General features: G+C 63.5%; 26 protein-coding genes and 2 pseudogenes. 26 read left to right on the top strand and 2 right to left on the bottom strand.

The features are described from left to right. Positions 1-840: 840 nt before the first annotated feature. The 20 genes and pseudogenes from ACSIH6_RS10935 to ACSIH6_RS10840 all read left to right on the top strand — a co-directional run bounded on the left by ACSIH6_RS10935 (position 841) and on the right by ACSIH6_RS10840 (position 20,325). Positions 841-2,094 (top strand): ATP-binding protein, encoded by a 1,254-nt coding sequence (locus ACSIH6_RS10935; protein ID WP_435108136.1) that lies wholly within the window; start codon positions 841-843, stop codon positions 2,092-2,094. Between the two features lie 185 nt (positions 2,095-2,279). Then, on the top strand, positions 2,280-3,992 hold the full coding sequence (locus tag ACSIH6_RS10930) for a vWA domain-containing protein (RefSeq protein ID WP_435108135.1): 1,713 nt from the start codon (positions 2,280-2,282) through the stop codon (positions 3,990-3,992). A 107-nt stretch (positions 3,993-4,099) separates the two neighbouring features. Continuing rightward, entirely contained in the window at positions 4,100-6,067 is a 1,968-nt protein-coding gene (locus ACSIH6_RS10925; RefSeq protein ID WP_435108134.1) for an AAA family ATPase, read from the top strand. An 85-nt stretch (positions 6,068-6,152) separates the two neighbouring features. Beyond that, a pseudogene (locus ACSIH6_RS10920) lies at positions 6,153-7,039 on the top strand (hypothetical protein); the annotation flags it as partial. A gap of 407 nt (positions 7,040-7,446) precedes the next feature. Then, positions 7,447-10,305, top strand: coding sequence for a UvrD-helicase domain-containing protein (locus tag ACSIH6_RS10915; protein WP_435108133.1), 2,859 nt, complete (start codon positions 7,447-7,449; stop codon positions 10,303-10,305). A 1,534-nt stretch (positions 10,306-11,839) separates the two neighbouring features. Further along, positions 11,840-12,355 (top strand): hypothetical protein, encoded by a 516-nt coding sequence (locus ACSIH6_RS10910; RefSeq protein WP_435108132.1) that lies wholly within the window; start codon positions 11,840-11,842, stop codon positions 12,353-12,355. Next, positions 12,348-12,599, top strand: coding sequence for a hypothetical protein (locus ACSIH6_RS10905; protein ID WP_435108131.1), 252 nt, complete (start codon positions 12,348-12,350; stop codon positions 12,597-12,599). The genes ACSIH6_RS10910 and ACSIH6_RS10905 overlap by 8 nt, the downstream gene beginning before the upstream one ends. Next, positions 12,599-13,159, top strand: coding sequence for a hypothetical protein (locus ACSIH6_RS10900; protein ID WP_435108130.1), 561 nt, complete (start codon positions 12,599-12,601; stop codon positions 13,157-13,159). Before ACSIH6_RS10905 ends, ACSIH6_RS10900 begins: the two co-directional genes overlap by 1 nt. Then, positions 13,156-13,398 (top strand): hypothetical protein, encoded by a 243-nt coding sequence (locus ACSIH6_RS10895; RefSeq protein WP_435108129.1) that lies wholly within the window; start codon positions 13,156-13,158, stop codon positions 13,396-13,398. Before ACSIH6_RS10900 ends, ACSIH6_RS10895 begins: the two co-directional genes overlap by 4 nt. 2 nt (positions 13,399-13,400) lie before the next feature. Further along, positions 13,401-13,865 (top strand): hypothetical protein, encoded by a 465-nt coding sequence (locus tag ACSIH6_RS10890; protein WP_435108128.1) that lies wholly within the window; start codon positions 13,401-13,403, stop codon positions 13,863-13,865. 160 nt (positions 13,866-14,025) lie between these two features. Continuing rightward, complete coding sequence (locus tag ACSIH6_RS10885; RefSeq protein WP_435108127.1) at positions 14,026-15,132, top strand: hypothetical protein; 1,107 nt, start codon at positions 14,026-14,028, stop codon at positions 15,130-15,132. After that, complete coding sequence (locus tag ACSIH6_RS10880) at positions 15,132-15,632, top strand: hypothetical protein (protein WP_435108126.1); 501 nt, start codon at positions 15,132-15,134, stop codon at positions 15,630-15,632. The genes ACSIH6_RS10885 and ACSIH6_RS10880 overlap by 1 nt, the downstream gene beginning before the upstream one ends. Before the next feature lie 8 nt (positions 15,633-15,640). After that, the gene (locus tag ACSIH6_RS10875) at positions 15,641-16,072 is read left to right on the top strand and encodes a hypothetical protein (RefSeq protein WP_435108125.1); all 432 of its coding nucleotides are present in this window, start codon (positions 15,641-15,643) and stop codon (positions 16,070-16,072) included. Between the two features lie 75 nt (positions 16,073-16,147). Next, a complete protein-coding gene (locus ACSIH6_RS10870; protein ID WP_435108124.1) occupies positions 16,148-16,561 on the top strand; it encodes a hypothetical protein in 414 nt (137 codons plus the stop codon). After that, on the top strand, positions 16,554-17,144 hold the full coding sequence (locus ACSIH6_RS10865; RefSeq protein WP_435108123.1) for a hypothetical protein: 591 nt from the start codon (positions 16,554-16,556) through the stop codon (positions 17,142-17,144). The genes ACSIH6_RS10870 and ACSIH6_RS10865 overlap by 8 nt, the downstream gene beginning before the upstream one ends. Beyond that, on the top strand, positions 17,141-17,959 hold the full coding sequence (locus tag ACSIH6_RS10860) for a hypothetical protein (protein WP_435108122.1): 819 nt from the start codon (positions 17,141-17,143) through the stop codon (positions 17,957-17,959). The genes ACSIH6_RS10865 and ACSIH6_RS10860 overlap by 4 nt, the downstream gene beginning before the upstream one ends. Further along, the gene (locus ACSIH6_RS10855; RefSeq protein ID WP_435108121.1) at positions 17,959-18,630 is read left to right on the top strand and encodes a hypothetical protein; all 672 of its coding nucleotides are present in this window, start codon (positions 17,959-17,961) and stop codon (positions 18,628-18,630) included. Before ACSIH6_RS10860 ends, ACSIH6_RS10855 begins: the two co-directional genes overlap by 1 nt. Then, positions 18,630-19,034, top strand: coding sequence for a hypothetical protein (locus ACSIH6_RS10850; protein WP_435108120.1), 405 nt, complete (start codon positions 18,630-18,632; stop codon positions 19,032-19,034). Before ACSIH6_RS10855 ends, ACSIH6_RS10850 begins: the two co-directional genes overlap by 1 nt. 259 nt (positions 19,035-19,293) lie before the next feature. Next, on the top strand, positions 19,294-19,425 hold the full coding sequence (locus ACSIH6_RS10845; protein WP_435108119.1) for a hypothetical protein: 132 nt from the start codon (positions 19,294-19,296) through the stop codon (positions 19,423-19,425). A 228-nt stretch (positions 19,426-19,653) separates the two neighbouring features. Continuing rightward, entirely contained in the window at positions 19,654-20,325 is a 672-nt protein-coding gene (locus ACSIH6_RS10840; protein WP_435108118.1) for a hypothetical protein, read from the top strand. Between the two features lie 258 nt (positions 20,326-20,583). Here the strand turns inward: ACSIH6_RS10840 and ACSIH6_RS10835 are convergent, their stop codons facing one another. Together ACSIH6_RS10835 and ACSIH6_RS10830 are read right to left on the bottom strand one after the other, a co-directional pair. Next, the gene (locus ACSIH6_RS10835; protein WP_435108117.1) at positions 20,584-20,832 is read right to left on the bottom strand and encodes a hypothetical protein; all 249 of its coding nucleotides are present in this window, start codon (positions 20,830-20,832) and stop codon (positions 20,584-20,586) included. A gap of 65 nt (positions 20,833-20,897) precedes the next feature. Beyond that, positions 20,898-22,229 carry a coiled-coil domain-containing protein gene (locus ACSIH6_RS10830; protein WP_435108116.1) on the bottom strand — a complete coding sequence of 444 codons (1,332 nt, stop codon included), beginning with the start codon at positions 22,227-22,229 and terminating at the stop codon, positions 20,898-20,900. A gap of 258 nt (positions 22,230-22,487) precedes the next feature. Here ACSIH6_RS10830 and ACSIH6_RS10825 point away from each other — a divergent pair, with 258 nt between their 5' ends. The 6 genes and pseudogenes from ACSIH6_RS10825 (at position 22,488) to ACSIH6_RS10800 (ending at position 25,772) form a co-directional block, all read left to right on the top strand. Further along, on the top strand, positions 22,488-22,796 hold the full coding sequence (locus ACSIH6_RS10825) for a hypothetical protein (RefSeq protein ID WP_435108115.1): 309 nt from the start codon (positions 22,488-22,490) through the stop codon (positions 22,794-22,796). A gap of 209 nt (positions 22,797-23,005) precedes the next feature. Beyond that, positions 23,006-23,218, top strand: coding sequence for a hypothetical protein (locus ACSIH6_RS10820; RefSeq protein WP_435108114.1), 213 nt, complete (start codon positions 23,006-23,008; stop codon positions 23,216-23,218). A gap of 43 nt (positions 23,219-23,261) precedes the next feature. Beyond that, positions 23,262-23,528: pseudogene (locus tag ACSIH6_RS10815) on the top strand (DUF6283 family protein); the annotation flags it as partial. Between the two features lie 101 nt (positions 23,529-23,629). Then, on the top strand, positions 23,630-24,046 hold the full coding sequence (locus tag ACSIH6_RS10810; protein ID WP_435108113.1) for a hypothetical protein: 417 nt from the start codon (positions 23,630-23,632) through the stop codon (positions 24,044-24,046). A 104-nt stretch (positions 24,047-24,150) separates the two neighbouring features. Next, positions 24,151-24,588, top strand: a complete 438-nt coding sequence (locus ACSIH6_RS10805) for a hypothetical protein (protein WP_435108112.1) — start codon at positions 24,151-24,153, stop codon at positions 24,586-24,588. Positions 24,589-24,620: 32 nt separating this feature from the next. Then, entirely contained in the window at positions 24,621-25,772 is a 1,152-nt protein-coding gene (locus ACSIH6_RS10800) for a hypothetical protein (RefSeq protein WP_435108111.1), read from the top strand. The last annotated feature ends 181 nt before the right edge of the window (positions 25,773-25,953 follow it).

Below are 25,953 nucleotides of genomic sequence, written 5' to 3'. Positions count from 1 at the left end.
TGGGTGTTCGTCAACCCGCTCCTGTACAAGGGGACGCTCAGCTTGTGGCCGGTGAGCGAGGACATCGTGCGGGCACACCCCACGGCCTGAGTACTCAGTATACGGCGGTCGTGTCCGAAGCAGATGTCCGCTGAGGTAGCGGCAAAGCTGATCGAGGAAGTCCACAACCTGGCGGCGGCCCACTCCGGCCGCACCCGGGACAGTTCGGCAAACAGGGCTGGTCGGCGTCTAATCGGTGGCACCTATGTCCGCTTCCTCCCCCCTGATGGCGACACTTTTTGTCCTAGCGCATCGACCTGAAACCCTTCACAAGAGCCCGCTATGGGCGACCGCTTCCATAAAGGCCCCAGGACGAGTAGAGCTTGTCCGGGCGGCTGGAGCCGCCCCGGGTACGGAGATGGGAGAGATGAGCCCGTTGCTGTCCACGGTGTTAGCTGACCGCTCCCCATATTGATCCTCTGGCATCCAAGTGGGCCGTTGGAAGGGGACTGCGAGACGAGCTAAGTGCAGGTGGTAGCACATGACCCCCTGACAAAAATACCGCGCCCTGGACGGCCCACGTCAGACTGATCCACCAGAAGACATCCTGAACCACGAAGAATACCGGCGCATGAAGCAGCATCAGCTGGCGCTCTATGCCTTGCATGCGTGTGGTTCGAGTCGTGCTCGGATCCAGAGAATGCATACCTTTCGGGATGCCATTTTCAGACAAAGGCATCGCGGCCTATTAGGCGAAACTTTTAGTGCCATGGAGCCCCCATTGCACACTTGCTAATTTAGCCACAGACCTTACTTGACACTCCACAACCAAATCGATACAGAATACAGGAACACCTACTTATGCAGTTCGACCAGACCTTCCTTACAGTCCTTAAGCTCAACCTAGAAGGGGGTTCCGTACCCTTCCTTGTCGGCGAGCCTGGCATCGGCAAGACATCAATCATCAAGGCCCTGGCCCGGTCCATGAACTCGCAGTGTTACGTGATCCAGGTGAACCAGCTCGCCGACAAATCCGATCTAATCGGGGCGCGGCTTCTCCCCGTCTCCGGAAGTACCTCATATGAGCAGAGGTTCTTCCCCCACCACCGGGTGCGGGAAGCCGTCTCTTACGCGCACGACAACCCGCGTGACTGGGTCATTCTGCTCCTGGATGAAATCAACCGCACTACCCCGGACGTAACCAGCGCAGCCCTGACTCTGTCCACCGAGCGCGAGCTCGGTGACACCCGTCTGCCCGACAATGTCAAGATCGTGGTGACCGGCAATGACAAGGGCAACGTAACTGCCCTGGATGATGCGTCAATCTCCCGGTTTGCCGTCTACCGCGTCACCCCTAACGCCCATACACTCATGGATCACCTGGGGGACCGACTCAACCCGAGCGTGCGCAAGGTGCTGTCCGCCCATCCCAGCCTGGTCTTCGCACGAGCCAAGCCAGCAGTGCCGGCCGTAGACGGGCTCGACGACGATGACACGACCACCGTGGCCTTCAGCTCGCTGGTAGACGCGAGCGAGGAAATGAACCAGTTCACCACACCGCGGACCATCGAACAAGTGAGTGAGTGGCTGAACCGAGCCGACCACCAGCTTCTGTCCGAGCTCATTCAGACCCAGACCATCCTGGGCGACGAAGACACCGGCTCCGGACGGGAAGGAACTCTGCTGACCGAAGTCATCGAAGGCATGGTCGGCAATACTCCCTTCACCGATCTGCTGATCAACGAAATCACCACCGACCTCAATTCGGGTACGAATGGCCAGGCCAACACTTCGATTCAAGTACCTCAGCCCCGCTGCTACGACATGCTGAAGCAGGCCACCACTATCAGTGCGCTCGAGGACTTGGTCAGTAACCTCACTCCCAACGAGAAATCGGGGTCGCTCGTCTTCGCCCTCTACGAGAAGGCGGATAACTCCACGATCGTGGTCCAGCTGGCTGAGCACCTTGACCGGATCGAGCCCGAACACATGTCGACGTTTGTGCAGCTGTTGTCGACCTCCATGGTTGACGCCGACAACCTGAAGGCGCTCCTGGACACCGGAGGCCACCTGGCTGATGTGGTACGGCCCTTCTGCTCCACCTTGGGCTACTAGATAGCTGGTGGACACTGGTGTGAAGGCCTGATTACTTAGGCCCTCAACTCCGTCGTGTTCAAAATCCCTGCACGAATCACCATAGCGGGGACCGACTCTCCTGACATGCAAAGGAAAGGAAATGCCGTGATGAAGCGCCCGTCTTTCCCATCACCGATCTGGGGTGAACAGGAGGCCATCAGGGTGTGTCGCCTGTGAGCGGCCTGGTGCTGTCGAATCAGCGGCCCGCCCTGCTCAATCCTCTCCATCAAATACCGATCGCAGGGCTCTACGACCCGACACCCCACATTAGAGCGGCTTTGGTAGATCCATTTTTTGAGCCGCTGGCCCAGGGGGCAACCGTCCAGGTGCTCGACGCGCAGGGAAATAACCTGGACCAGGACGCGATCTTACAGTTGATCATGCGCACCATGGCGCCAGGCGTGGACAACGACGCTGAAGACGCCGTGTGTTCACTCTATCGTCAGGGCCTGGCTTACTATACTCCCTCGCAGCTCCTAGCCAACGAGGTCTTCGTTATCCAGGCAGGTTCGCGTCATCGGATGCCGCCCAAATCACCTATGGTGCTCTATACCGCAGCCTCTGATGTGCTGCCTGCCGCCAAAATGCTTTTGGCCGGTCGGTCAATCGACGGTGACGGGTTCTTCGCTTCACTCGCCTACACCTATGCACCGGAGACGCTCGGCTTTTGGTTCCAATCATCGACCGAGTTCGATGACTTCACTAAGTGGATCGACCAGCAGATCCATATATTTTCTTCGGTGCTGCCTGCTGACTCTACCCGTCTCCTCAGCCAGTTTACGAAGTTAAAACTCTCCGGACTGACGGAAGCGTTGGTGCTACGGAATGAGGATGACCAGGAGAACCACGAATACGCTTTTGCGCGTGTGATTGTTAGCCTGCTCATGCAGTACGAGCAGGAGCAGGAACAGCGTCGCCGCCAGCAAGGTTCGGGGGCGCCGCCAGTCACCGGTGTACTACCCTTCCTCGTCTCCGAGTTGTTCTTGCCCCGCACGCTTGTGCTAGTCAACGTTGAGGCGCATGCACGCGCGTCCGCACGCGAGATTGACAAAGAGTGGCGGATGATCAACGCTTCGCTTCACTCGCCAGTGAAGGTGATCTCCCATCGAAACCTGGCAAAACTGACTGCGCTACCGCGCGCGGCTGCTCAGGCTGCTGCCAAGGCTGCCAACGCAAGCACAAACAAGTATATGCCATCAGGGCGTTATGCACAGGTACAGTTCCGCGCGAAGCAGCCCACTCCTATCGATTTGGCTAGCGGACTCGCCCGCGTGCTCAAGAAAAGAAAGGAGGTAAACCGTTCTCAGAACATCTTCAAGAAATCCCGCATCACCTTCAGCAAGCCCAACCGTCGCGATCCGGACGACTACAACAAGCCTGGACGCATCACCAGCACCCACTACCTTCCTGACTTGCACATCTATCTGGACTGTTCAGGTTCAATCGAAGAGTCGAATTACCAACAGGCCGTGATCATGCTCATCCGCATGGCCAAAAAGTTGAACGTGAATCTGTATTTCAACAGCTTTTCTCACCAACTTTCGCAGGAGTCCTTGCTCAGAACTCAGAACGCATCGGTTAACCAGGCATGGAGATCATTTCGTCAAATTCCTAAAGTAAGTGGTGGAACTGACTACGCGCAGATCTGGCAGTACATCAATGCCTCGCCAAAGCGCGCCGAGCGCATCTCCCTGGTAATCACCGACTTCCAGTGGTTGCCTGAGGCCCACCGCCAGGAGCATCCCCGCAACCTCTACTATGCTCCGATCTCCAACACCGATTGGGATTCGATCGTCCACTGGGTGAAGAAGTTCGAGCGAGGTATGCGCCATATCGAACCTGGTATCGCCGGGCGTCTGATCGGCCTCACTATCTGACCGACATGCCTGCCGACCAGGGCATCACGCGCGACCATCCCCAACGTGGTTTCTACGTGGATGCTCTGGTCGGTTGCGCCACGAAATCAGAATGACAGGATATTTATATGGGCCTGCACAACTTCACTAGTCAAGAGCAGGACGATCAGAGTGGCTCCGGCGGACCCGGTGCCCCAGCTTCACCCCATACCGCGCATCCAGCCGGCATTTCCGGGGTTCCTTCCAGTGACCATGATGACGTCAAACAGCTACTCGTCAATTACAATGAGCGCTTCTCGAACACATCACCAACACCTTTCCGTGATGCACTGGTCGCACAAGTCATTTCGGTCCTAGTGAGCCGCACAAAGCCCAACCCGCTTCTGGTGGGTGCCGCCGGCGTGGGCAAAACACGTATTGTTGAAGATATCGCTCGCCGTCTCGCAGACGACGACCTATATGTTCCACAGCAGCTCAAGGGTTACACCATCTATGAATTGCCGCTGAGTAGTCTCATAGCTGGGGCTGGCTTTGTCGGCGTATTGGAAGCACGTTTGTCCGCTTTGGTGGAATTCTTGTCCTCTCCCGAGGAGAAGGCTATCCTTTTTGTAGATGAGATCCACCAAATCACTAAGTCCTCAGGAGGTCACTCAGCGGACTCCACCTATGAAAAGATCGCTCAGATACTTAAACCTGCACTCGCACGTGGTGACATCCGCGTGATCGGTGCGACGACCCTACAGGAGTCCAGGGGTTTCGACAACGATCCCGCACTCAAACGCAGGTTTACTCGGTTGATTGTCGACGAGCTCACCCGCGAACAAACCGTCGAGGTACTCAAGGTCACTCGCCCCGATTATGTCCAGCACTACCAGTCAAAGGTCACTGTATCTGACGACGTACTTTCCGTCGTCGCCCGGGTCGCCGACGAAATCTCTTCGGCCAGTGCACATAGACCTGACAATGCACTGACATTGCTGGACCGCACCATGGCCGACACCGTGGTGAGCCACCAGGCAGCAATCGCCTCGGCGCAGGCTGTTGGCGACACCGCGACTGCGCAGGTGCTTCAACGCCTGACGCAGCTGCCCATCACCGAACCGCGCCTACGCTCAGTCGCCCTACGCCTGTCTACCGGCGTGGCACTCAGGCCAACCTTCGACGAGGCGGCCCTGCGCAACGGGCTCTCCCAACTGCGAGGTCAGGAGGAGGTACTTAATGCTCTAGTCGACGTTTTGCGACGCGAGGAGCTCGGCGCCTTTCCACGTACGCGCCCCAATGCGTGGATGTTCGCAGGTCCTTCCGGAGTCGGTAAAACAGAGGCCACCAAGATCATCGCCGAACAGGTGACTGGTCAGCCGCCAATTATGCTCAACATGGGCGAGTATCATCATCCCTACGACACAGCGAAAATTATCGGTGCGCCTCCCGGATACATCGGTAGCGACTCCGATAAAGAATTACCTTTCGACTCGCTGGAGGCGAATCCGTACCGTGTCGTTCTGCTCGACGAATTCGAGAAAGCTGACCGGGCAGTCCACCAGTTGTTTCTGGCCGCTCTAGATGAAGGGTGGATGCAGATGGCTAGCGGGAAGGTAATCGACTTCTCCAAGGTCATCATCATCGCTACAACCAATGCTGCCCGAGAGTTTCTCTGCCGCAATCCGATGGGGTTCCAAGCTTCTTTCGAACAGCAGACCCTGTCACGCCAGGAGTTAACTCGTGGGCTCCAAGAAGCGTTCCCACCCGAGCTGCTTGGACGTTTCTCAGAGTTGGTGGCGTTCAACGCCATCACCAGGGACGCCTACAAGGAAGTCCTCGTAGCTTCCTATGAGCGCGAGCATGCACGGCTGATCGATGAAAAGCCGAAGTTGGGGCAGAAGGTTCCACCGACGATCGATCCCGACGTTCTATGTCGCACAGTCAACAGTACCTACTCGCCTAACCAAGGGGCCCGCCCGGCCCGCGCCGCGGCGCGCCGCCTGATTGAGGACTACTTGTTGGCTTTCTCACCTGCGGCGACGCCCGGTACGACAGCCACACCTGCCCCGGTATCACCGGAACGCGATGTGGAGCACAAAGGATCAAGTACGTAGCACCAAGGAATGTCGCCTAGATCGTTGATGGGAAATTTCTGAACCTGCTGAGAGCACGGCGAAGGGCGTCGAGGATCAGTGGCTAATGACCGACCTTGACGCCCTTCTGACAGCACTCTACGTCCATCTGGACGATGAGGGGCTCCCTTCAACGAACCGGCCCCACCGGGCGGGGTGGCCCCGTCTGCTCACCGACGCCGAAATGGTGTGCGTGGCCACCGCCCAGGTCCTGTTGCGCCATGATGGCGAGCGGCACCGGATGCGGGCCGCACCAGCACGGGTCGGCTATCTCTTCCCGCGCCTGCCCAACCAGTCCGAGTGCAACAGCCACCTGCGCGCCTTGGCCCCGGCCCTGCTCCACGCAGCTCGGTGGCTCGCCTGAGACGCCCCCGCCTGGCACGAGAAACTGCGGTTGATGGACGGGCACCCCGGTGCGCTGCGGCGCCTCACGGGTCACGGTCGACCGCTCCGGCCTAGGAGAGATCGTCGGCTACGGCCGCGGTACCTCTCATCACGCGTTCTACTGGGGCGCCAAGCTCGTGTTGATCACCACCGCCGAGGGATCGGTGTGCGCGTTCTCCCTGGCTCACCCCAAGGAGCTGGACGAGCGCAAGCAGGCCCTGTGCACCTGCTGCACGTCCAAGACTGTGCCCCGGTGCCGTGCCCGGTCGCGTGCGACAAAGGGTTCGCCGGGGCAGGGATCGAGCACGCCGCTGCGGGTCTGGGGCACGTTCTGGTGCGCCCGCGGCACCAGGACGAGCCCGAGCGGGTGTTTCCGGGGTGGTTGCGCCAGCGGATTGAAGCGATCAGCTGGACGTTGAAGGACCAGCTCGGGTTGGAACGCCATCAGGCTTGTACGACCGAAGGGCCCTGGGCCAGGGTGTGCCAGCGCATCGTGCCGCTCAACGCGGTGATCTGGCGCATCTGGCTGATGGGCACCCGGTCAAGCAGTCGTTGGTGGTTTACGACCACTGGCCAGGGCACACATTTCCCAACAACGATCTAGTCCCCCTCGCCCACGTTCCATGCGGGGGATGCATCGCGTGCCATGAGCCGCTCTACGGCAGGTCACCGTTGCTGCACAGGGGGCCACCCTGTATTGGGGTCCCTTCTTGACGCACTGAACTCATTGCTGAATTGGTGATTAGGCGGGTTGCCAGACGTCCATATAAGGGCATGTGCAGGAAAACATCGACGCTGCCGGTGACCAGAAAATGTTGGTAGCCGATGAATCTTGGTTTTCCCCGTGACATCCATTGACCCACTTGAGTACAAGCCAACAGACCAGCGCCTAACCGCCGTGGTTCACACAGGCCTTCGGCGGTTAGGCGCCTCTATTTCGACCTTTTTCTGAAATCAGCTCAAAGGACGCAAATTCTATGCCGATCCTTCTCGACGACATCGCCTCGATCGCCAAGGTCGCTTCGCCCAAGGTAGGTCCCAAGTACTTCAGCAAGGCTCTCACCGGTTCGGGGAACTCTGCTGGGGTTATCAACGACCGTGTGCGCCCCGGTCGCTATCGCACGGGCCAGGACGCCTCGTCGATGGCCCGGCCTGGGATGGATTCCAAGTCGCGTAGGCATGCTGATGGGGTCACTACCCATACAGTCCCGTTGGCCATCATGCCTGCTCAGACGCTGGCCGACAATCTGAGCCCCACTTCGCCAATCGTGCACCCGCAACTGACTATGCCGGTACCGGACCGCGGAGCACTTTTTCATGTAAATTCGGGCCAGCTGCATGTACCCATGGAGTTCTACTTGGGTCTGACTCCACAATCGCTCATTCTCACAGAGGATGAGACTACAGACCGGACCGTTCGCACTCTCGACATCCTCTATAGGATGGAGGTGTACGTCCTACTCCCTGGCTCGACCACCGAACGTGTCGCTCTCCGGGCTCGCCCTCGCGGCGTGGGCGAGGAGTGCGTCATGGTCGATTGGAGTTACGCCCCGCTCGACGACGCAGAAGGCCTGCTTACCCACGCCAGTGGGAGCGTAGCAGGCGGTTCGTCGGTCAACCCTCCACAGGTAGACTTCGACGCTCTGACCAAATGGATGAACAGCTACGACGTGCACGAGCGCATCTGCGACTTGGCCCAGGCCTGGTCGACAATGGAGGTCGCCGACGTGGTCAGTCACCACATCGAGGAGACCTTCGCCGACCCCCAGGAAACACGCGAAGAAGTCGTGGCACCGATGGCAACGCTGCTACACCGCATGGAATTCTATAAGGTGTCGTTGGAGGCCTACCGGAAGATTCATGCTGTCATTGACCGAGTATGCACCTCCGACGTAGCAACGCAGTTGGTCAAGCAGAATTTGAATCTGCTTATGAGTCACACGCTAGAAAACCTCAACACACTCAAACCGGGGTTGCCATCTCCCCCTAACCCACCTAATCATGGGGTACAGCTATCTCGTACCCTTTCCAGTCAGCAGACGCGGGCGGTACACACCAATGAACCGTTGGCTCTGGTTCTGGCGGGGGCAGGGACGGGCAAGTCCACGGTGATCCTCGCAAGGATTGAGTACCTGACCCGCTGTGGGGTGAACCCAACCGAGGTCACGGTGCTGTCGTTCACCAACGCTGCAGCCGACAACATTCATGCACGCAACCCCGATGTCGGTTCGATGACCATTGCCCGGATGATCCACGATATCTACTCGCTGAACCACCCCGACCATGAGCTTTCCACGATCGACACGATCGTCAATTGTCTGGATATCTTTTATCCGAACTCGGCTGTAGCCCGCAAGTTCCGCAGGCTGCTGAGGCTTGTGTCCAGGAACGACCCCACCGCGACCACAGACCTCAACAACTTCATCGAGCAACACTATGAGCAGGTAATCGAGATGCTCGATTACATTGGGCAAACCTGCTTGGAGCTGCAGATCATTATCTGCTACCAGCGCATCGATCAGATGGCAGAACCTCCACACGTACTCTCTCGCTACCTCATCATCGACGAGGTACAGGATAATTCAGTATTCGAATTTATTTATGTTTTGAAATACGTGGCCAAACACCGCGAAAACTTGTTCATCGTGGGTGATGCTGCTCAAACGTTGTATGAGTTCCGGGCTTCCAATCCTCGAGCGCTCAACACCTTGGAGGGTTCTGGCGTCTTCGTGACATACCAGCTGACCACCAATTACCGAAGCAACCAGGAGGTTCTGGACTTCGCCAACGTGCTGCTGGCCGACATTGAGGCCAACAGCCTTTCCCGTATCCGTCTGCAGGCTAACTCACTGGTGGCACCCTCAGCTGCGTCCTTCCAGGACGCAGTCACTCTGAACTACCAGTACGGGGAGCGCCTCTCCGACTTTGACACCCATTATCCAGCCTATCTGCGCAACCTCGTTAAACCCTGGGTACAGGAGCGCTTGGACCGCGGTGAGCAAGTCGCATTTCTTATGCGGAGCCGCAAGCATGTCACCATGACTGAGCACGAGCTAAGGCTGATATGGCCGAATCAGCGCATCGCTAATCTGGTCAGCGACCGAGCTTACTCGACCACAGTCTTCAGCCAGTTCGTCAAGGATTTCTGGGACCAGGTAAGCCAAGTACCAAACCACCATCAGGCTGCTCACGCCATCGCCCAGGGCATTGACGAAAATCTGGACAAGATCGTTCCGCCGCGTAAACTGTCTAAGAGCCGGGACATGATTATCCAGATGGTGTCCGACTGGATGCTCCAAAACAACGACCAGATCAACGAGTGGGTTTCCTTGGTAGACGCCAAGCGCAAAACCCGAGGCGAGTTCTTCGAGGATCTGAAGCGCAGCGCTCTTGAATTCGAGATCGAGTATAACGCGATGCGCCAGCGACTAACCAACCATCGCAACCGGCAACGTAAGGAGCATAACCTCCAATCCAATCCTGAACTGGTAGTGAGCACTATCCATGGTGCCAAAGGACTCGAATTCGATCACACCGTGGTCCTACATCAGTGCGAGCGTGTCATGTCTGAAGAGAACAAGCGCATGTACTATGTAGGGTTCACCCGAGCACAGGAATCCGAGTTCGTACTAGGCTATGGCACGGTCAGGAAGCCGCGCATCGAGCACGATTACGATGCAATTCTTGCTGCCCTAGACCGGCGCGACAACATCAACTTACTCCAGGCGCGGGGGGTGGATGTGGATTCGCTGCCCGACGAAGAGCTCGACAAGGTACTCCAGTCGATGCCTCGAAGTCTACGTCGTTACCATGAACAGGCTACGATTACCGACTGAGCCGAGCACTTTCCCCGTGGCCTCGCAGGGGAACCGGAGAAAAACGTACTCACGGATTCCCCTGCGAGGCTCATACTCTCGAAGAAATCGAAGGTCCAACAAGGTCGGCACACTACCGTCTTCACCTGAAGCCGTTCGAGAGACCAACTGATATTCGATGTCGCACAACCGGTGCATGACCTTATCGTCGACCGCGCCGGTGACACCTGACTCGCCGACCTGGTCCACAAGGTCATCACTCAGACGCCCCGGATGGGCTGCAACCGTGCACTGGAGGGCGCCGCGGCCAAGATAGCCACCAGTGGCGGGGCCACGTGGACACTACCTGGGGCGGATGCCGCCGAGATGGCGCGCGCCCATACAGACCCGGACGGCCCATTCCCGTCCGATGGTGCCCATGTCACTCCTGTCCGTTACCGGGCGTCGTGCCTACCCGAGGCCGATGACGCTGCCTCCTATCCAACCGTGTTTGTGGAGTACGGAGGCCGCAGTACGTGGGCTGTCGTCTGGCCTGGCCGGGATGGCTCTCCTCAAGGGGAGCGTGGCACCACGAGTCGTTACTGAGAAATCCGACAGAAGAGTGGTTGACCGACCACAGGTTTTCGTTTCCCGAAGCAAGGGACCGTGCTCTGAAGGTTTCTCCCCACCGTCACGGACAATCGTTACACCGTAGATGAGATCTTTTAGGAAGTTTGAGAACCGTGAGGTCATGTGACCCGTAGGGGATCACTAACGACTACTTCGATTCAGGTGTCGACTCTTGCTCTCCAACAAGTTCTACCACTGCTCGAACGATTACCCGCTGTTTCGAGGGTGAAGGTTCCCGGTATCGCTTCGAACCCGCGTCCAGGAACGGCTGGTTCACGACTATCTAGCAGCTGACTGGTGTTTGTACTGTCGGCTGCTCTCAGCGCAGAGTGCCCAGTTTAAAGCTCATCTGCCTCTTGGCACGCAAGATCAAATTCCATTAAGCCACCGTTCTAAACCGCAATAGAACCACACTCATCCTCTGCGCAGCATCAGACTCCAGGCGTGGTTGAGCCCGCTCTTGAGAACGATGGAAAAAACTGAGTTCGAGCACCACCACCCATGCCCTGCTGCTCGGGGATGCCCGCGTTCATCCTCGTCTTTGGCCAATATTCGACTAGCCGCACCCCCGTGAGCATGTACGACCGCCAGGACACCCCCGCCGCTCCCATTGAACCGTCCGGAACGAACAGGTGCCGGAAGTGGGCTTACCGCACTGCATACGACCGAGTTTTCGACTCCGGAAGCTCACATGGTCTCCGAGCACTCCTTCGGTCCGACGACACCTCTGTGGCCTATGTGGCGCTCACTACTGCCCTCCAGAAAGTTTACTCATGCTTTTCCTATGCCTGCTTTCAGTGTCCGTTGCCGCTGCTGTCCTCGTGGACACAATGCTTCCCTTTTCCCGTGCCTCTGACGATAAGGAATCCTCATGACCAAGCGCGCTTACCTCGATTGTGAAACAACCGGCCTGATTCCGCGTATCCACCGCCCATGGGAGGTAGCCGTGATCGTGGAAGAGCTCGGCCAGCCCACCCGCGAGTACTCAATGTTGCTCCCGGTGGATCTGACTAACGCCGATCCGAAGGCCCTGGAGATTGGCGGGTTCTGGGACCGCCACCCGCAGGGCATCGGGACCGTCAAGGACGAGCCGGAGGACCCGCGCCTGGTCGCCAGCAGGCTGGCCCGCATCCTCGCCGGGTCCGTCGTCATCGGTAGTAACCCCACCTTCGACAAGGACATGCTCACCCCGCTATTCGCCGAGCACGGGCAGGTGTGGGCCGCCCACTACCGGATGGTGGACGTGATCACCCTCGGCGCGGGGCGGCTGATGGGTTCCCCTCGGGAGGAGCTGCGCGAGACCGGCTACCTGCCGCCCACACCTCCGTACAAGACCACGGACATCTCCCGAGCGTTCGGCATCGACCCCGGCGACTACGCCCGGCACACCGCGTTGGGGGACTGCCGGTGGGTCAAGGCCCTGTTCGAGGCAATCACCGGCAAGGAGACGGGCCGTGCCTGAACTCGTCCTGATGTGGTCGGCCGCGATCATCCTCGCCGCCGTCGCCCTGGCTGCCGTTGGGGTGGGCATTGCGTTCTTTGGGGCCATGCTCCACCAGGCCGTGAACCGGTGGCGGATCAAGGGGTTGACGGCTGCTGAGGTCCGCTACGTCCGCCGCGTCGCTGCCCGCCTCCGGGAACGCAGCAAGGCCCGCCATAAGCACACCGGCCGCCGCCGGTGGGTTGACACCTGGGAGTTCCACTGATGACCGAGATCGCCCAGCCCATGCACACCCTGGTCGTCGACCGTACAGGGGATACCGAACTCGCCGCCCTGGTGCACAAGGCCATCACCGAGGCGTACCAGGTCGGTGCGAACCGGGCCCTAGAGGAAGCCGCTGTCGAGCTGGCTGCCCACGACGGTGTCGAATGGGCGCTTGCTGGGGTGCGCGGCGGGGCCGATGCCGCCGCGATGGTGCGCGCCCGCAAGCGCCCGGTGGACCCGCCCCCGGCGGATGGGGTTCGGGTGGAGCCCATCACCTACTGGGTGTCGGCCGTCCCTGAAACCCACCCGGACGCCTCCCACTTCACTCTCGCCGTGGAGTACCGGGGCCACGACCTGTGGGCGGTGACCCGCCACGCTGAGTGCCTGTCCCGGTCGGGGGAGTGGGAGTACGAGACCCGCCCGTCCGAACGCACCCCCGGATGGTTGGCCGACCACCGGTTCCCGTACCCCGAAGCGATGCGCCGCGCCCGCGAGATCGCCCCGCACCTGACGGTCATGGGCCGCACCGTCACCGACGTCCTCAAGGAGACCCGACAGTGACCATCGTCCGCGCCGCCCAAATCTGCTACGGCTGCCCGTCCCAGTGGGACGTCTGGAACACCAGCGGCGACTACATGTACCTGCGGTTCCGGCACGGCCACGGCACCGTCCAGGACGAGGACCGCAACCTCATCACCAGCTTCAACACCGACGACGACCCCGACCTAGACGGCATCATCAGCCTCCCCGAGTTCGCGCGCCGCGCCGGGCTCACCCTCTCCCCGAACCTGGAGTACTGACCGTGGGCACTTCGACCAACGCCATCCTCGCCTACGGCTGCGACCTCGGCGGCGAAGAGGACTGGAAGGTCCGCGAGGTCGACACGTTCGGTGGTGGTCTCGCGGTCGGCTGGTTCGACCACGAGGAAGACCACTTCGGGACGGCGGTGGAGAACCAGTTGCTGGCCGCCGCCGGGTTCACCGAAACCGACTGGGAGGCGCACGGCTACCACGAGCGGAGGCGGGACGCGCTCGCGACGTTCGGCGTCGAGGTGGTCTCTCACTGCTGCGGTTCGTGCACGGAGTACATCCTCACCGCCCACGAGCGCACGGCGATCCGCGGTTACCCGGAGACCGTGGACCCGGTCGAGCTGGCGGTTGTTCAAGGGGACGTGGACGCCCGCCTGTCCCGCGCTCTTACCGCCCTGGGGCTGCCCCCCACCCAGGAGGCCCCGGTGTGGTTGTTGGCCTCGTACTGGAGTAGCTGACCTGTGGCTGATGCCCGCATGCCCGGCCGTGTGAGCCCTGCGTGGTGTTCGCACTGTCGGGCCACCCCTGGCCCTGACTGCCCCACCCGGGCCCGTACACCCCGGCAGGTTCGCCGCGCCGAGCAGGCCGAGACCGCCGCACTGATCCGCGAGGAGACCGATGAAGCCTGAGACCCACACTTACCTGGCCACGCACAAGCCTCCCGAGTTCGTCAGCGGCGACATCCTCCACGGCTGCATGAAGGTCACCAGCTCGCGCACAAGCGGGGTGCTCGTGGTCGTGGACGACTACCCGGACGGGGTCGCTCACCCGCTGGACCGGGCCGAGACGGTGCGGTTGCGCGACTGGCTGAACGTCCACCTCGGAGACACAGCCACCCCCTACAAGACCCCTGCTGTCGCCGGATTCGCCGCTGAGATCGACGCCGAACGCCAACGCCAGATCACCAAGTTCGGACACCAGCACCACCCCGACATGGCCGGGACCCACGCCGCCCAGTGCGACGGCCGCGCCATGTTCGAGGAGATGGCCGACCGGTACCGGGAGATCGACGAAGGCACCTTCGACCCCCGTGAGACCGACCGCCGCCGCGCTCGCCGCCGCCGGGCAGCACCCCCTCTTCACCCTGGAGAACCCGTGACCCGCAACCCGAACGACTACCCCCGCCGAGGCCGTGTGTCCGGTGGCCGCGCCGTCCACGCCCTCCCCGCCAAGAACCACCACGACCCCCAGTACCCGGGCATCCGCCGGATCATCGCCCACGCCGCGTGCCGGAAGGAGTTCAACCTGACTCGGGGCCAGGACACCATCCTCCCCCCGGACACCCCCGTGACGTGCGTGGCGTGCAACCGGCGCCTAGGGGTGGACAGCGACCCCGCCAGGGATGCTGCTGCTGGTGGTGGTCTCTCTCCTGACCATCCGATCAACGTCCTCTTGGCCGCCGCGACCGTCGCCGAGGAGATCGCGGACGCCGCCACCGAAGGCCCGTGGATCAGCCTCGACCGGGGCGACCGGATCATCCGCGACACCGGCGACGACGACCTGTTGGAGTACGTCGTCACCGAGCCCATGTCGCACGAGGGCAACGCCGCCCACATCACCCTGTGGCAACCCCCGGTGGCCCGCGCCGTCGCCGTCTGGCTGCGCGCTACCGCCGCCGAGTGGCCGACCCAGCCGGTCATCACGGCCACCCCGACCCGATCCGCAGAGCGCCGCGCCGCCCTGGACACCGCCCGCGCCCTTCTCGCCGCGAAGGACAACACCTGATGGCCCCCACCCGCATCAGCCTCGCCCCCGCCACGGTCACCGCCCTACAGCACACCGGCCCCGGCTCGGCCGAGGAGATCCGCGCTCTGGCCGAGGCCAGCACCACCCGCCGCCCCGCGTTCCTGCCCCCGCTGGACTTCGAGCAGGCCCGCGTGCACCTGGACGAGCAGCGTTCCTGGATGGTCGTGGTGCCATCCGGGGCCCTACTGGTGCTGTCTCCGGACGCCCTCGCCAGCATCCGGCCCGCGAGTGCTGTCCACGGTGACCGGTACGACCACATCCGGCCCGGCCGCCGGTTCGCCCACTGCCGCCCCGGCGACTCCACGGTCCTCGTTGTCGCTGGTCACGTGAACCCGTACACGGCCACGGTCGAGGTCACGGACACCAGTGGGAAGCGCCGCCCAGTCAAGGCGGATTCGCTGCGGCCGCCCGGAACCAAGCCCAACGGTGACCGGTACCTGTCCGGGTACGCGCCCGCCGACACCGACCAGGGAGCGTGATGGGCCGCATGACCGACGAACAGTGGGCCGCCCGGCAGGCCCGCGAGAAGCACGAACGGGACCTGATGCGCCGCGCCGCCCGCCGTCTCCGCGTACTGGCCGCCGGAGCCCCCGAAGGCCCCTACACGGTCGACCCGAACCCGATCCGCGGATACAACCTCGCGATCCTCGCGGGTGACGGTGACCCGATCGGAGCTACCCGCCCCTGGGCTGGAGGTATCGGAGACGACACCGGGAGCGCCGAGCAGACAGCCGCTCATCTGGCCGTGTGGGACCGGGAAGCCGCGACCGCGACCGCCGCCCTCCTCGAAGGGCTCGACGCGGGAATGGGCATGTGGGCGCCGTTCCACCCCCACGAGCCCGGTCACGCCCCGTGGACCGCCGCCCTCACCCTGGCCCGACGTGTCCTGAACGAACCGACCGCCCCGACCTGTAGCTGACCGACCCGGTCGCGGGTTCTCTCCTCCATCCGTGAGGGAACCCGCGACCCCCAAACCCCGAGGAGCACACCCCCGATGACTGACCAGCCCGCCACCCCCGACCTGCCCCACCCCACCGAACCCGACCTACGCCACTTCGGCGGCACCGGCTCCTTCTTCATCTCCTCCCACAACGGCGGATGCGGGTTCGGCGCCAGGGCCGAGCACGGCCGCGTCCACATCAACCTCGCCGACGACGACGGCGGCGCGAACACCATCCTCAGCCCCGCTCAAACCACCCTGGCGGCGACCGAGCTGTTGCGCATCAACGGCACCGACCTGTCCGAGTTCTACATCACCGAGGGGGCGTACCCGGCTCTGTACCACGTCCCGGCGGGCAGCGGTGAGGGGGCGGAGGGGCACCTGGTCGAGTTCACCGGTGGGGACCACAGCCTTCTCCGTGTCGTCCAGGCCGCCGCTGACCACGTGTGCGGGGCCGACGATGAGTAACTTCGGCCTGATCTGCGGTGTTCCGTGGCCGCACGACCGCCACCGCTACAACGACGACGGCGTGTACCGGAACTGCCCCGGCGTCCGATGGGAGCCGCCCGCCCCGGCTGCCCCGGCGGTGTGCCAGTCGCGCTGCTGTCCCCGCCCGGGGGTGAACTCGGCGGGGTTCTGCTGCCACGGGTGCGCCGCTGCGTTCCGCTTCGGTCGCCCCCTGCTGCACGGGGACCGCTGCGAGGAGACCAACCCCGGCGTGGAGGAGACCGCGGACCCGCTGCACGCCGCGATCGCCGCCGCCCTGTACGTCGCCCCCGACGCCTCCTCCGCCATGGCCGAACGCCTTCGCTGGGTCGAGGCCGAGCGTCGCGCCGACAAGGTCATGGGGGTGATCAGAGCCGAGCAGGAACGCCAGTCCGCCGCCCTGGCCCGCTCGGTCGAGATCGACACCTACGAGCAGAGCCACTACGACGTCACCGCTGCTCTGGAACTGGCTGCTGAGGACCGAACCCCGATCACGGTGACCACCTGCAACAACAGCGTCACCAGCTACCTGCCTGTCCCGCTCAACACGAAGGAACAGCCGTGATGGACCTCGACGCGATCGAGAAACGCGCCAACGCCGCCACCCCCGGCCACTGGGGATCTCATCGCGACCTGGGCGGCACCTACACGGTGCAGGCCCAACCGCGAACCACCCCCACCGGCACGGAGAACGGGGGAGACATCGCGGCCTTCGCTGCCGACCGGCCCGAAGCGGAGAGCTACGCCAACTCCCGGTTCGTCGCGCACGCCCGGCAGGACGTGCCCGCGCTGGTGGGCCGAGTGCGGGAGCTGGAGAACGCAGCCCCCAGCGACGAAGGCACCCGCGCCGACATCCTCCGCTGGGCCGCCCACCACCTCCGCCAAACCCCCATCGACGCCACCGCCCTCACCGGCCCGGTCTGGTACGGGGCCGGATGGAAGGACGCCACCGACCACCTGGAACTCCTGGCCGATGGGGAAGCCCGCACCCCCGACAACCACGACGAGCGGTCCCCCCTGTACGAGCGGTTCGCCGCCGCTGCGCTCACCGTCCCGATCCGGCTCAGCCCGGCCACCATCCGCAACGCCCAGGCCGGGAAGAACGTGACCCGCCTGTCCGGCGCCGAAGCCGACCACGTCGCCCAGGTGGTGATGGACGTCCTCGCGAACAGGATCGGCACCCCGGCCGGAGTCGACTACGACCCGCGGACTGAGGTCGAAGCTCACTGGGGTGGTGACCCCGAACGGCTGATCGCGGCGTGGGAGGACGACCGGGCGACGCAGCAGGCGCGCTTCCTCCAGCTCGTAGCCAACGAACCGGGCATTCCCGGCTACGCTCACGAGTCCCTGGCCCGCGCCCTACGAGGAGAGGAGGCGTGATGGGCCTGAGAGAGAAGATCGCGGAGGTCATCTTCAAGCACGGCCGCCCGCATGGCGATTGGGCGACCTACAACGACCAGGGCAATCACCTTGCCTGCGCCGACGCCGTGATGGGGATCGTGGCAGCGGACGCGGCCCGCCGCCGCGCCTACACCGAACGCCAGGTCGAGCTGGCGCGTGAGGCCGAAGCCAACACGTGGAAGCGCCCTCTGGCCGAGGAGAAGGAAGGCGCGGACGCCGAGCTGGCCGAGCAGGTGAAAGCCCAGGCTGTCCGCATCGGAGAGTTGGAAGCGCAGGTGCGCGGGCTGACCGCTGAGGTCGCCATCCATGAAGCGGCCGGGGTGGACCCGGACGAAACCCTCCTGACCGGGATCGGCGGATCCCCCGGGCACGGGACCACAGTCCGGCTCCGCCCCCCAGAAAAGCTGATGCGGGCCCTGGTCGCGTCGATGATCGACATGCTGGGTGGCGCACCCAACTACGTGGAGCTCGACGCCGCCCACCCCGCTCACCCCGGCCGGTACACGGTGACGGTCCAACGCGCGGAAGGCAAGACCCCGCACGCGTTGCGCCTGGAGGCTGAGGCGGACGCCCGCACCGCACGGGCCCGCTACCGAGAGCTGAAGGAAGAGAACCAGCGGATGCGGGCCGACGACAGGGAGACCACCTGATGAGCACCGACCTCCAGTACCCCGACGCCCACCGCGGCTTCGAGATCCGCGTGTCCCCCGACCAGCGGCACATCGCGGAGTTCCGACCCACCAACGCCCCGTGGTTCATCCCTGTGGAGAACTCCCGGGGCCGGTTCGTCAGAACCGCTGAGCTTGATGCCGCTGGGTGGGTGCAGTACGTACCCATAGGGGAGGGTGCCGCCCAGGCGGTGGCGGAAGCTCAGGCCCGCGTCGGGGAGTTAGAGGAGCAGCAGGCTACCATCCTCCGCACTGTTTCCGAGTGGGTTCGCTCGGCCACGGAGCACGGCGGGGTGGACGCTGGGAACCTGGTGTGGGACTTGGAGCAGGTCGGGCTTTCGCTGCCCACCGCCGACGCCGACCCGACCGGGAGGAGCGGGAGGTGACCCAGCCGCCGTTGGCTGATGAGCAGGCCGAGTGGATCAGGACACATGCACACCGGCCCCAGCACGGACGCCGCCTCATGCAAGCCCGCCGCATCGGGCAGAACTCGTGCCTGCACCTGGCCACCCCGGAATGCGGCCAGTGCCGGGCGGGCTATCACGGGACCTGCATGGGCGTCTCTTGGCCGCGGTTGGAAGAGACCTGGATCCTGGATTCGCACGGTTCGGACCTGTACTGGGCGCCCGGGTCCCACTACCGGGTGTGGACGCCGCCTCGGGACTGCGCCTGTACCTGCCGGACAGCGCCCCGCCGCGCGACCGCCCCGCCTCCGCCCCCGGCCGAACCCGCCTGGGAACAGCCCGCACTCCCGCTCTGACCCACACCATCCCCTGAGAGTTGGACACCATCAGCCCCGCAGGGCCACACCCCGAGAGGAGCCCCCGCTGAGCCCCGACCAGGCCACCCAGGTCCGCGCCACCGCTTGGATCCCGCACATGCGCCGTTCCCACGACGCTTCCCCGCGCGCCGCCGCTACGTGCCTGTCCCAAGCCGGACCCACCACCGCATACCGGGACAGTCACCACGACACCGCGTCCGTGGCAGGTGAAGGAGTACGAGTCAGTGTCGGAGCTGGTGTCGCAGGCGTCCTCAACAGCGATGCACGCTGATCTTCGGCCCTCGCTTCAAGCATTGTCTGAGCACACCCACGAAGAACACGCCATTCTGGCGTTGGCAGACGAGCTCTTCGGAGGACACATGCAAGACCAGACCGCTCAGAATCCGCAGGACTTCCTCGACATCCTCAAAGAGGACGTGACCAACGAAGTACGCCGAACCCTTGCCTACGCCAAGGGCACGCTGGACATGATCAGGGAAGAGGAGAAGCGAACCGGCAAGACCGCGGTGTCCGAACGCAGCACAGAACGAGGCGTGCGTTTCACCGAGGTATTGACAGGCAGGGTCGTGGCCGAGTACGACTCGGCGGAGATTCACGCTGCTGGTGGCTTGTGGAACTTGATGCCCGAGGGCCATTACGTCTTCATCGGGGACGGGTTCATGCAGGACGCCCACGACGTCATCCACAACCGGCTCCAGGAGGAAGGGGAATACGAACTGGGCACCTCTGCTCTGGAGGACGCCATGGGTGATCTGCTGGGGGAAGCCATCCTGGTCTCCGAGAAGCAGTTCGCCGAGTTCGTCGGAGAAAGCCCTGAAGACGTGCGCTTGGCGCGCCTGTTTCGAGCCTGGCAGAACGGCGGGATCGACGCGCCCGTCGAACCTCGCACGGTATAGCCAACGTATGGAACGCGCCGTGTGTACGGCATGCCGTACACACGGCATCTCCAGATATCTGGCCCGGACACGACGAAGGGCCACTCCCTCCTGATGAGGAAGCGCCCCTAGGGGGAGCGGCGGACCGCCGCTCCCCCATGGCTAGCTCACCGAAACGCCGAACAATCGCGACGGGGATGTCGGAGCGGTCCATGTTCTTCCCGTGGCGGAGCCAGGGCTTGATCAGCGCTCCGTAGAGCACGTAGTAGAACACGACGTTCAAATGATGTCTCCTGCGAACTGCGTTTGGACGCGCCCGGCGACGCCGTCGGAGCGCAGATGCACACAATAGGCAGAACCAACTGGGATACCGAGCACGCAGGCGACCACCACACCCGAGACGACACCAACAGCCTTGACACGGTGCAAGGTGCCGTCGTCGATGGCGTCCAAGGCGTAGGCGAGCAGACTCTTTGAGCGTTGTGGCTGTTCGCGAGGGTTCGGTGGCACGATGGTCTTCGTTTCCAAAGGTGCGTCGAGGCGGCGTGCGCCAGGAGGACGTCGGGACTTCTGGTGCAGGGTTCCTGCCGGGTTCAGGTCAGGGGGTGGTTGTTGCGGATGGCCATCGCGGTGGCCACGGGCAGTGCCTCCCGAGCCAGAGCGGTGACGCGGCGCAACTCCTTCTCCTCGGTGAGCCCGGCTCGCTCCAGGCGGTCGAGCACGCTCGTGGGCAGGTGTCCGTCAGGAATGAGGCCGTCATGGTGGTCGACGGCCACGTTGCACACGCCCACCACCCGGTCGTCGATGTCCACCAGGGCATGAGCGGCCTTGCGTACCTCCGGCGTCTGCGCGAACCGCAGCGCTCGCACGACCAAATCGACCAGGTTCTCCTGCGGAGCATGCGGCTCCTCGCGGAGCTGGCGCAGCATCGCCTCCAGTCCGTGCCGTACCTCGGTGGAAGCCTGCTCTTGGTCGCGGTCGCGGTCCTGCTCCGCTCGGAGCTGGCCTTCCAGATCACCGATCCGTTCGGCCAGCACCTCAGCGCGTCCTGCCTGGCGCTGGAGGTCGGCGAGTTGCGCGGCGTGGTCCCGTGCGGTGCGCTCTTGGGCGTCGGTGTGGGCCTGCTGGAGTTCGTCCAAGCGCACGGCGTAGTCGGTGCTGAGCCGGTTCATCTGCTCGGTCAGGCGGGTGCGCTCGATGGTCCACTCCCCCCGTTCGGTCTCCAGCTGGGCGCGGAGCCGGTCGCGCTCCTCAGCCGCAGCTTGGTGCTGGGCCTCGGCGCGCTCAGCGCGGGCCGCTGCGGCGTTGGCCTTACCGGAGGCGGTGTCGGCCGCGGCGCGCAGGCGTTCGTTCTCCTCCTCCAGGCGCTCAGCGGCGCCACGCGCCACCGCGGCGCCCTCCCGATCAGCCGCTGCGGCGCGCTGGGCGCGGTCGGCGACGCCTTCGGCCTCGCGGGCGCGCTGCTCGGCCGCGCGCTGGTCTTCTTCGGCCGCCTGGCGGGCGCGCTGGGCCGTCGCGGTCTCGGCTGCGGCGCTCTGGGCGCGGCCCTCGGCGTCTGCGGCGGCCGCGCGGGCCTGCGCGGCCTCGGTCAGGGCGGCGTCGGCGTGCTGGCCCACTTCGGTGCGTACCCGCTCCAGGACCGCGGCTAGCTGTCCTAGGGGCTCGCCGGCGGTGGCCACGGCCGCGCGTAGGTCAGTCAGGACGGTGTCGGCGGGCGCGCGGCCGAACACGGTAGTCCACTTCTTCTCGGCGTCGCCCAGTTCGCGGCAGGTGAGGGTCTTGCCGTCGTAATCCCAGGTGCGGTCAGGACAGTACTCGTAGCGTGGGCCCCTGCCGGTGCGGGCCGGAAGGGGGCGTCGGCATTGAGAGAGGCCGCACTGGTCCCCGGACAGGGCCGGGGCCGCCGTGGTGGGTTCGGTATCCATCCCCACACTCTAGCAATACTTCCATCTGATAGCGGAAGCCTTCTAGTTTCATTTGGAACTAGAACTTACAGACCAACTTTCGATAAGGTCCATTATCGGAAGTTGAGGGTTCGCCCGGTGAGGCATGCGATTCGAAGCCACACACCACCGGAACCGCCCTGCGAGCACCCCTGAGGCGGCAGACTAAGAGGCCAAACCCGGCCCCGGTCTCCGCACGCATACGAAGGCCGCCGATCCGAGCACACTTGGAGCCCCACGATGCCCCCTACCGCGCCCGACGCCACCCCCGTCGCGATCGGCCAGCACTACGCCTCCAACACCAGCAAGACCACCATCCGCGTATTGAACATCGACCATGACTACTACTTGGGGCCTTCAGCATGGGTTGAGAACACCACGACGCCGCGGCGTCAACGCTGGGTCTCCCTGCGCAAGCTGCACACGGACGGCCGCACCCGCCGCACCGGCTATTCGCTGCTTACCGGACGCTCAGCTTCCAACCACGCGACGGCTGTCCCGTCTCACTCAACTGAGGAAAGTCCCGGTCAACGAGGTCAGGTGCGCTGACGATCTCGGTCAATCGGGAAGCTAGTGCCGCTCGATGTCCTGGCGGCTGCCGGAAGTGGCCCGATTGAGTGAGACAAGAACCAGTTCTGTCCTGTCGGAGTGGGACGCGGGACTGCCGCCTTCCACTCCGATCGGCAAACCACCGGGTCGCCTGTCTTGGTTCATCGGAACAGGACACCCGGACCCCAAGCCCACGAGGAGCTGCACCCGTGACCCACACCCCAACCCGCCCCGTTCCGCTCTGGCTGCGGTTCTGGCCCCAGACCGTGCTCGCCTTCGGGATCGGCCTGATGTTCGGCTCGGCCTTCACCAGGCTGTGGTGGCCTGGCCTAATCATCACCCTGGTCGGCGCGGCCTTGATCGTGGCCTACCTAATCGCGAGCAAGAAGAGGAAGCCCTCCTCTGGCCCCGAGGACAAATGAAGAACGGCAAGCTGGTCGTGACTGCCGCTAGCGCCGGGACACCGAGGTGGGCATGTTTCCTGTCCAGGCGTTCCGGTACTTGGCCCACACCGCCTACAACCTGTCCCAGCACCGCTTCGGCTGCCACACCAGTGGCAAGGACCATGACCAAGCCTGTGCCGGGTTTCTGCTGCGCGGCGCCCAGCACAACTTCGCCGTGCGCTTGAACCCGGTGGATCCTGACACCCTGGACACCGACAGCATCGAGCTGTACCACTCCTACCGGGAGATGGCCATCGCCAACGGCGTTAACCCCAACGTCCCGCCCTGACTCCCTGCCGGGACCTGCGTTTTTTCATCCATCCAAACCGATGCCTCAGCGCGAATACCTCCCCTCCGTACGCATCAACGACACATCGAACCGAGGCCCCTATGAGCTACACCTACGTCGATCCTGACGATGACCGGTTGGAGATCGCCAACGGAGCGATTACCGCGACCGCGACCGAGGACGGAATAGACAAGGAATCGGTGTCCGTCCGCTTGCCTGACAGTGAGGAGGAAGGCCTTAATCTCGTGCGCACCCTGCTCGATGCCATGAAGATCCGGGCCACGATCACCCCCATCTCCCCGACCAACCCCCACATCTACGCAGGCCGCGAGTTCGTCTCCCTGGCCCCACGCGACAGCATCACCCTCGTCGTGGCCGAGTATGACGGTGGGGAGAAGGTCACCGTCACCGATACGAACGGCAAACGAAAACGCTCCATCAAGGCCTCCTCCTTGTTGCCCACCGGGATACGCCCTGACGGCACCAGGATCAAAAACGGCTACGCCCCCACCACCTGACTAAGTACACAGGAACACCAGAACCATCAGCCCCCGCTTGCCACATCCTGCGCGGCGCACAGGGCCCGATGCACCCCCAACCGTGAACATCCGGGAGAAACACCATGTCCCTCATCGAGGAGCTGCAGCACCTACGCGAGCGGCTCGTCTCCGGCGACCTCACCTTGGGTGAGGCCGCCCGCGACCTTGCCGCCCACCCCGACCTTGACATCCCTGAGCACTACGCCCTGCGTGTGCTGGAGCAGGCCTCGCTGGACGCGGCTATGGCCGAACTGATCATGTTCCAGATCGGAGAGCTAGGGGCCCTGCAGCGCAAGGCAGCTGACTCCGCTTCCGCCCTTGGTCCGTTCTGGCTACGGTTCTGGCCGCCGGTGCTCATCGCCTGCGGTATCGGGCTGATGTTCGGGGCTTCCTTCTCCTCCTTGTACTGGCCCGGCGTCCTGGTTCTCCTGGTCGGTGCAGCCCTGAGCGCGGCCTATCTGTTCAGAACAAAGAAGATGGTGCTCTCCCCTGGCCCTGGGGACAGCAACCCGCGCGCCTGATCTTTTCCGCCGTGAAACCACCAGGAGTTCTTGTGCCCCTCCAGCAGACCGACGTGACCATCGCTGGTATCGACGGCCAGCGCATCTCCCTCACCCGGGTCCTCAAACGCTTGCACCTATGGGACTGCCAGCACTGCGGCAAGACCCTCATGGAAGGTCCGCGTCCTTCGTTGGTCTTCGACGTGTTCGGCCCCCAGGTCCAAGCGGCGCTCTACCACCCCTACTGCCGAGATGCAGGATGGAGCGATCCTGGCCTGCTCCCGGCGCGTCAGTGGAGCACCTACGCCCTGGATTCTCTGCTGCCCGCAGCCACTCCCGGCGCGATACCAACCCTGATCCTCAACCCCTCGATGGAGGCGATCATCCTCGGTCGCTCCTCCGCAGGGGTGTGGTTGCCCATCCCGCTCGTGCCGCTGACCGGGTCCCAGACGCAGGAGAGCTTCCACATCGAACCGGTCCGTGCAGAGGACCGCTACGGAGTGCGGGTGCACTGCGTCCCCACCTCTGGTCCTCCCCTTACCTTCGAGGGCCAGGTGCCCGAGGACTTCTACCTGAACCTGGTCACCCACGGGTCAGCCACGGTGCTCATCACCCATCTGTACAGCTACAACAACCCGATGACCTCCACTGAGCTCCAGCAAGCCGCGAAAGCGGCGGACACGCTCATGTTCACCGCGCCGGTCAAGAGTAGACAAGCCATAAGGCAGGCCGACGCCTCAGGCGGCCAGAAGGGCGAGCCCATGGACACCGACCCCCGCGACGTCGTCGCTGACCCCCTTATGCAGGCATGGAGCCACCAGATCAGAACGGAACTCCACCGTGCCCAGGACACCGGCGACCCGGCTGCACTTGGCCGCCTGCTCGATGAGGTCGCCCGGTCCGGTAACGCCGCTTCTACACCCGGAACCGTACTGGCCCTGCACCTGGTTGAACTCGCGATCGGCGCCGCCAAGATCCCCGGCTCTCCCGATGACCCCTCACGACACCTGCGGGACTGGGCTGTGGAGCAGGAGTTGTGCACCTACGACGAACTGGAAACGGCTTGGTTGGGGCGGATCCTCAACGACGGCCTGGCCCGTGGGTGGCTGCCCGCACTCTGGCACGACGCTCTGGCTGCGGCAGGGGCAGGGTCTTCCGATGTTGCTGCACTACTCGACCAGATCGAGCGCCGTCCTCGTAACTGACCACATGTCTCGAACGGAGCCACCATGACCCGCCCTACCGAGGCCCAGGTTAAAGCCATCATGGACCGGATCGTTGCCCCTGAGGAACAGCAGCCCCGCAGCGTTCTCGTGGACTTCCAGCGCGCCCAACTGGAGCAGACGATCCGCCTACTCTGGCCCCACATCGCTGAGCTAATTTCCC

Origin of the sequence: Nocardiopsis synnemataformans (assembly GCF_965343085.1) — a bacterium.
GTDB lineage: Bacteria > Actinomycetota > Actinomycetes > Streptosporangiales > Streptosporangiaceae > Nocardiopsis > Nocardiopsis alborubida.
Note: the sequence above shows the minus strand (reverse complement) of the source record. Positions and strands in the feature narration are given on the sequence as shown.

Excerpts from the sequence above, each read along its gene's own strand:
- ACSIH6_RS10935 (WP_435108136.1), top strand. The coding sequence starts at position 841 with ATGCAGTTCGACCAGACCTTCCTTACAGTCCTTAAGCTCAACCTAGAA.
- ACSIH6_RS10925 (WP_435108134.1), top strand. The coding sequence starts at position 4,100 with ATGGGCCTGCACAACTTCACTAGTCAAGAGCAGGACGATCAGAGTGGC.
- ACSIH6_RS10915 (WP_435108133.1), top strand. The coding sequence starts at position 7,447 with ATGCCGATCCTTCTCGACGACATCGCCTCGATCGCCAAGGTCGCTTCG.
- ACSIH6_RS10900 (WP_435108130.1), top strand. The coding sequence starts at position 12,599 with ATGACCGAGATCGCCCAGCCCATGCACACCCTGGTCGTCGACCGTACA.
- ACSIH6_RS10885 (WP_435108127.1), top strand. The coding sequence starts at position 14,026 with ATGAAGCCTGAGACCCACACTTACCTGGCCACGCACAAGCCTCCCGAG.
- ACSIH6_RS10880 (WP_435108126.1), top strand. The coding sequence starts at position 15,132 with ATGGCCCCCACCCGCATCAGCCTCGCCCCCGCCACGGTCACCGCCCTA.
- ACSIH6_RS10875 (WP_435108125.1), top strand. The coding sequence starts at position 15,641 with ATGACCGACGAACAGTGGGCCGCCCGGCAGGCCCGCGAGAAGCACGAA.
- ACSIH6_RS10870 (WP_435108124.1), top strand. The coding sequence starts at position 16,148 with ATGACTGACCAGCCCGCCACCCCCGACCTGCCCCACCCCACCGAACCC.
- ACSIH6_RS10865 (WP_435108123.1), top strand. The coding sequence starts at position 16,554 with ATGAGTAACTTCGGCCTGATCTGCGGTGTTCCGTGGCCGCACGACCGC.
- ACSIH6_RS10855 (WP_435108121.1), top strand. The coding sequence starts at position 17,959 with ATGGGCCTGAGAGAGAAGATCGCGGAGGTCATCTTCAAGCACGGCCGC.
- ACSIH6_RS10850 (WP_435108120.1), top strand. The coding sequence starts at position 18,630 with ATGAGCACCGACCTCCAGTACCCCGACGCCCACCGCGGCTTCGAGATC.
- ACSIH6_RS10830 (WP_435108116.1), bottom strand. The coding sequence starts at position 22,229 with ATGGATACCGAACCCACCACGGCGGCCCCGGCCCTGTCCGGGGACCAG.
- ACSIH6_RS10825 (WP_435108115.1), top strand. The coding sequence starts at position 22,488 with ATGCCCCCTACCGCGCCCGACGCCACCCCCGTCGCGATCGGCCAGCAC.
- ACSIH6_RS10810 (WP_435108113.1), top strand. The coding sequence starts at position 23,630 with ATGAGCTACACCTACGTCGATCCTGACGATGACCGGTTGGAGATCGCC.
- ACSIH6_RS10805 (WP_435108112.1), top strand. The coding sequence starts at position 24,151 with ATGTCCCTCATCGAGGAGCTGCAGCACCTACGCGAGCGGCTCGTCTCC.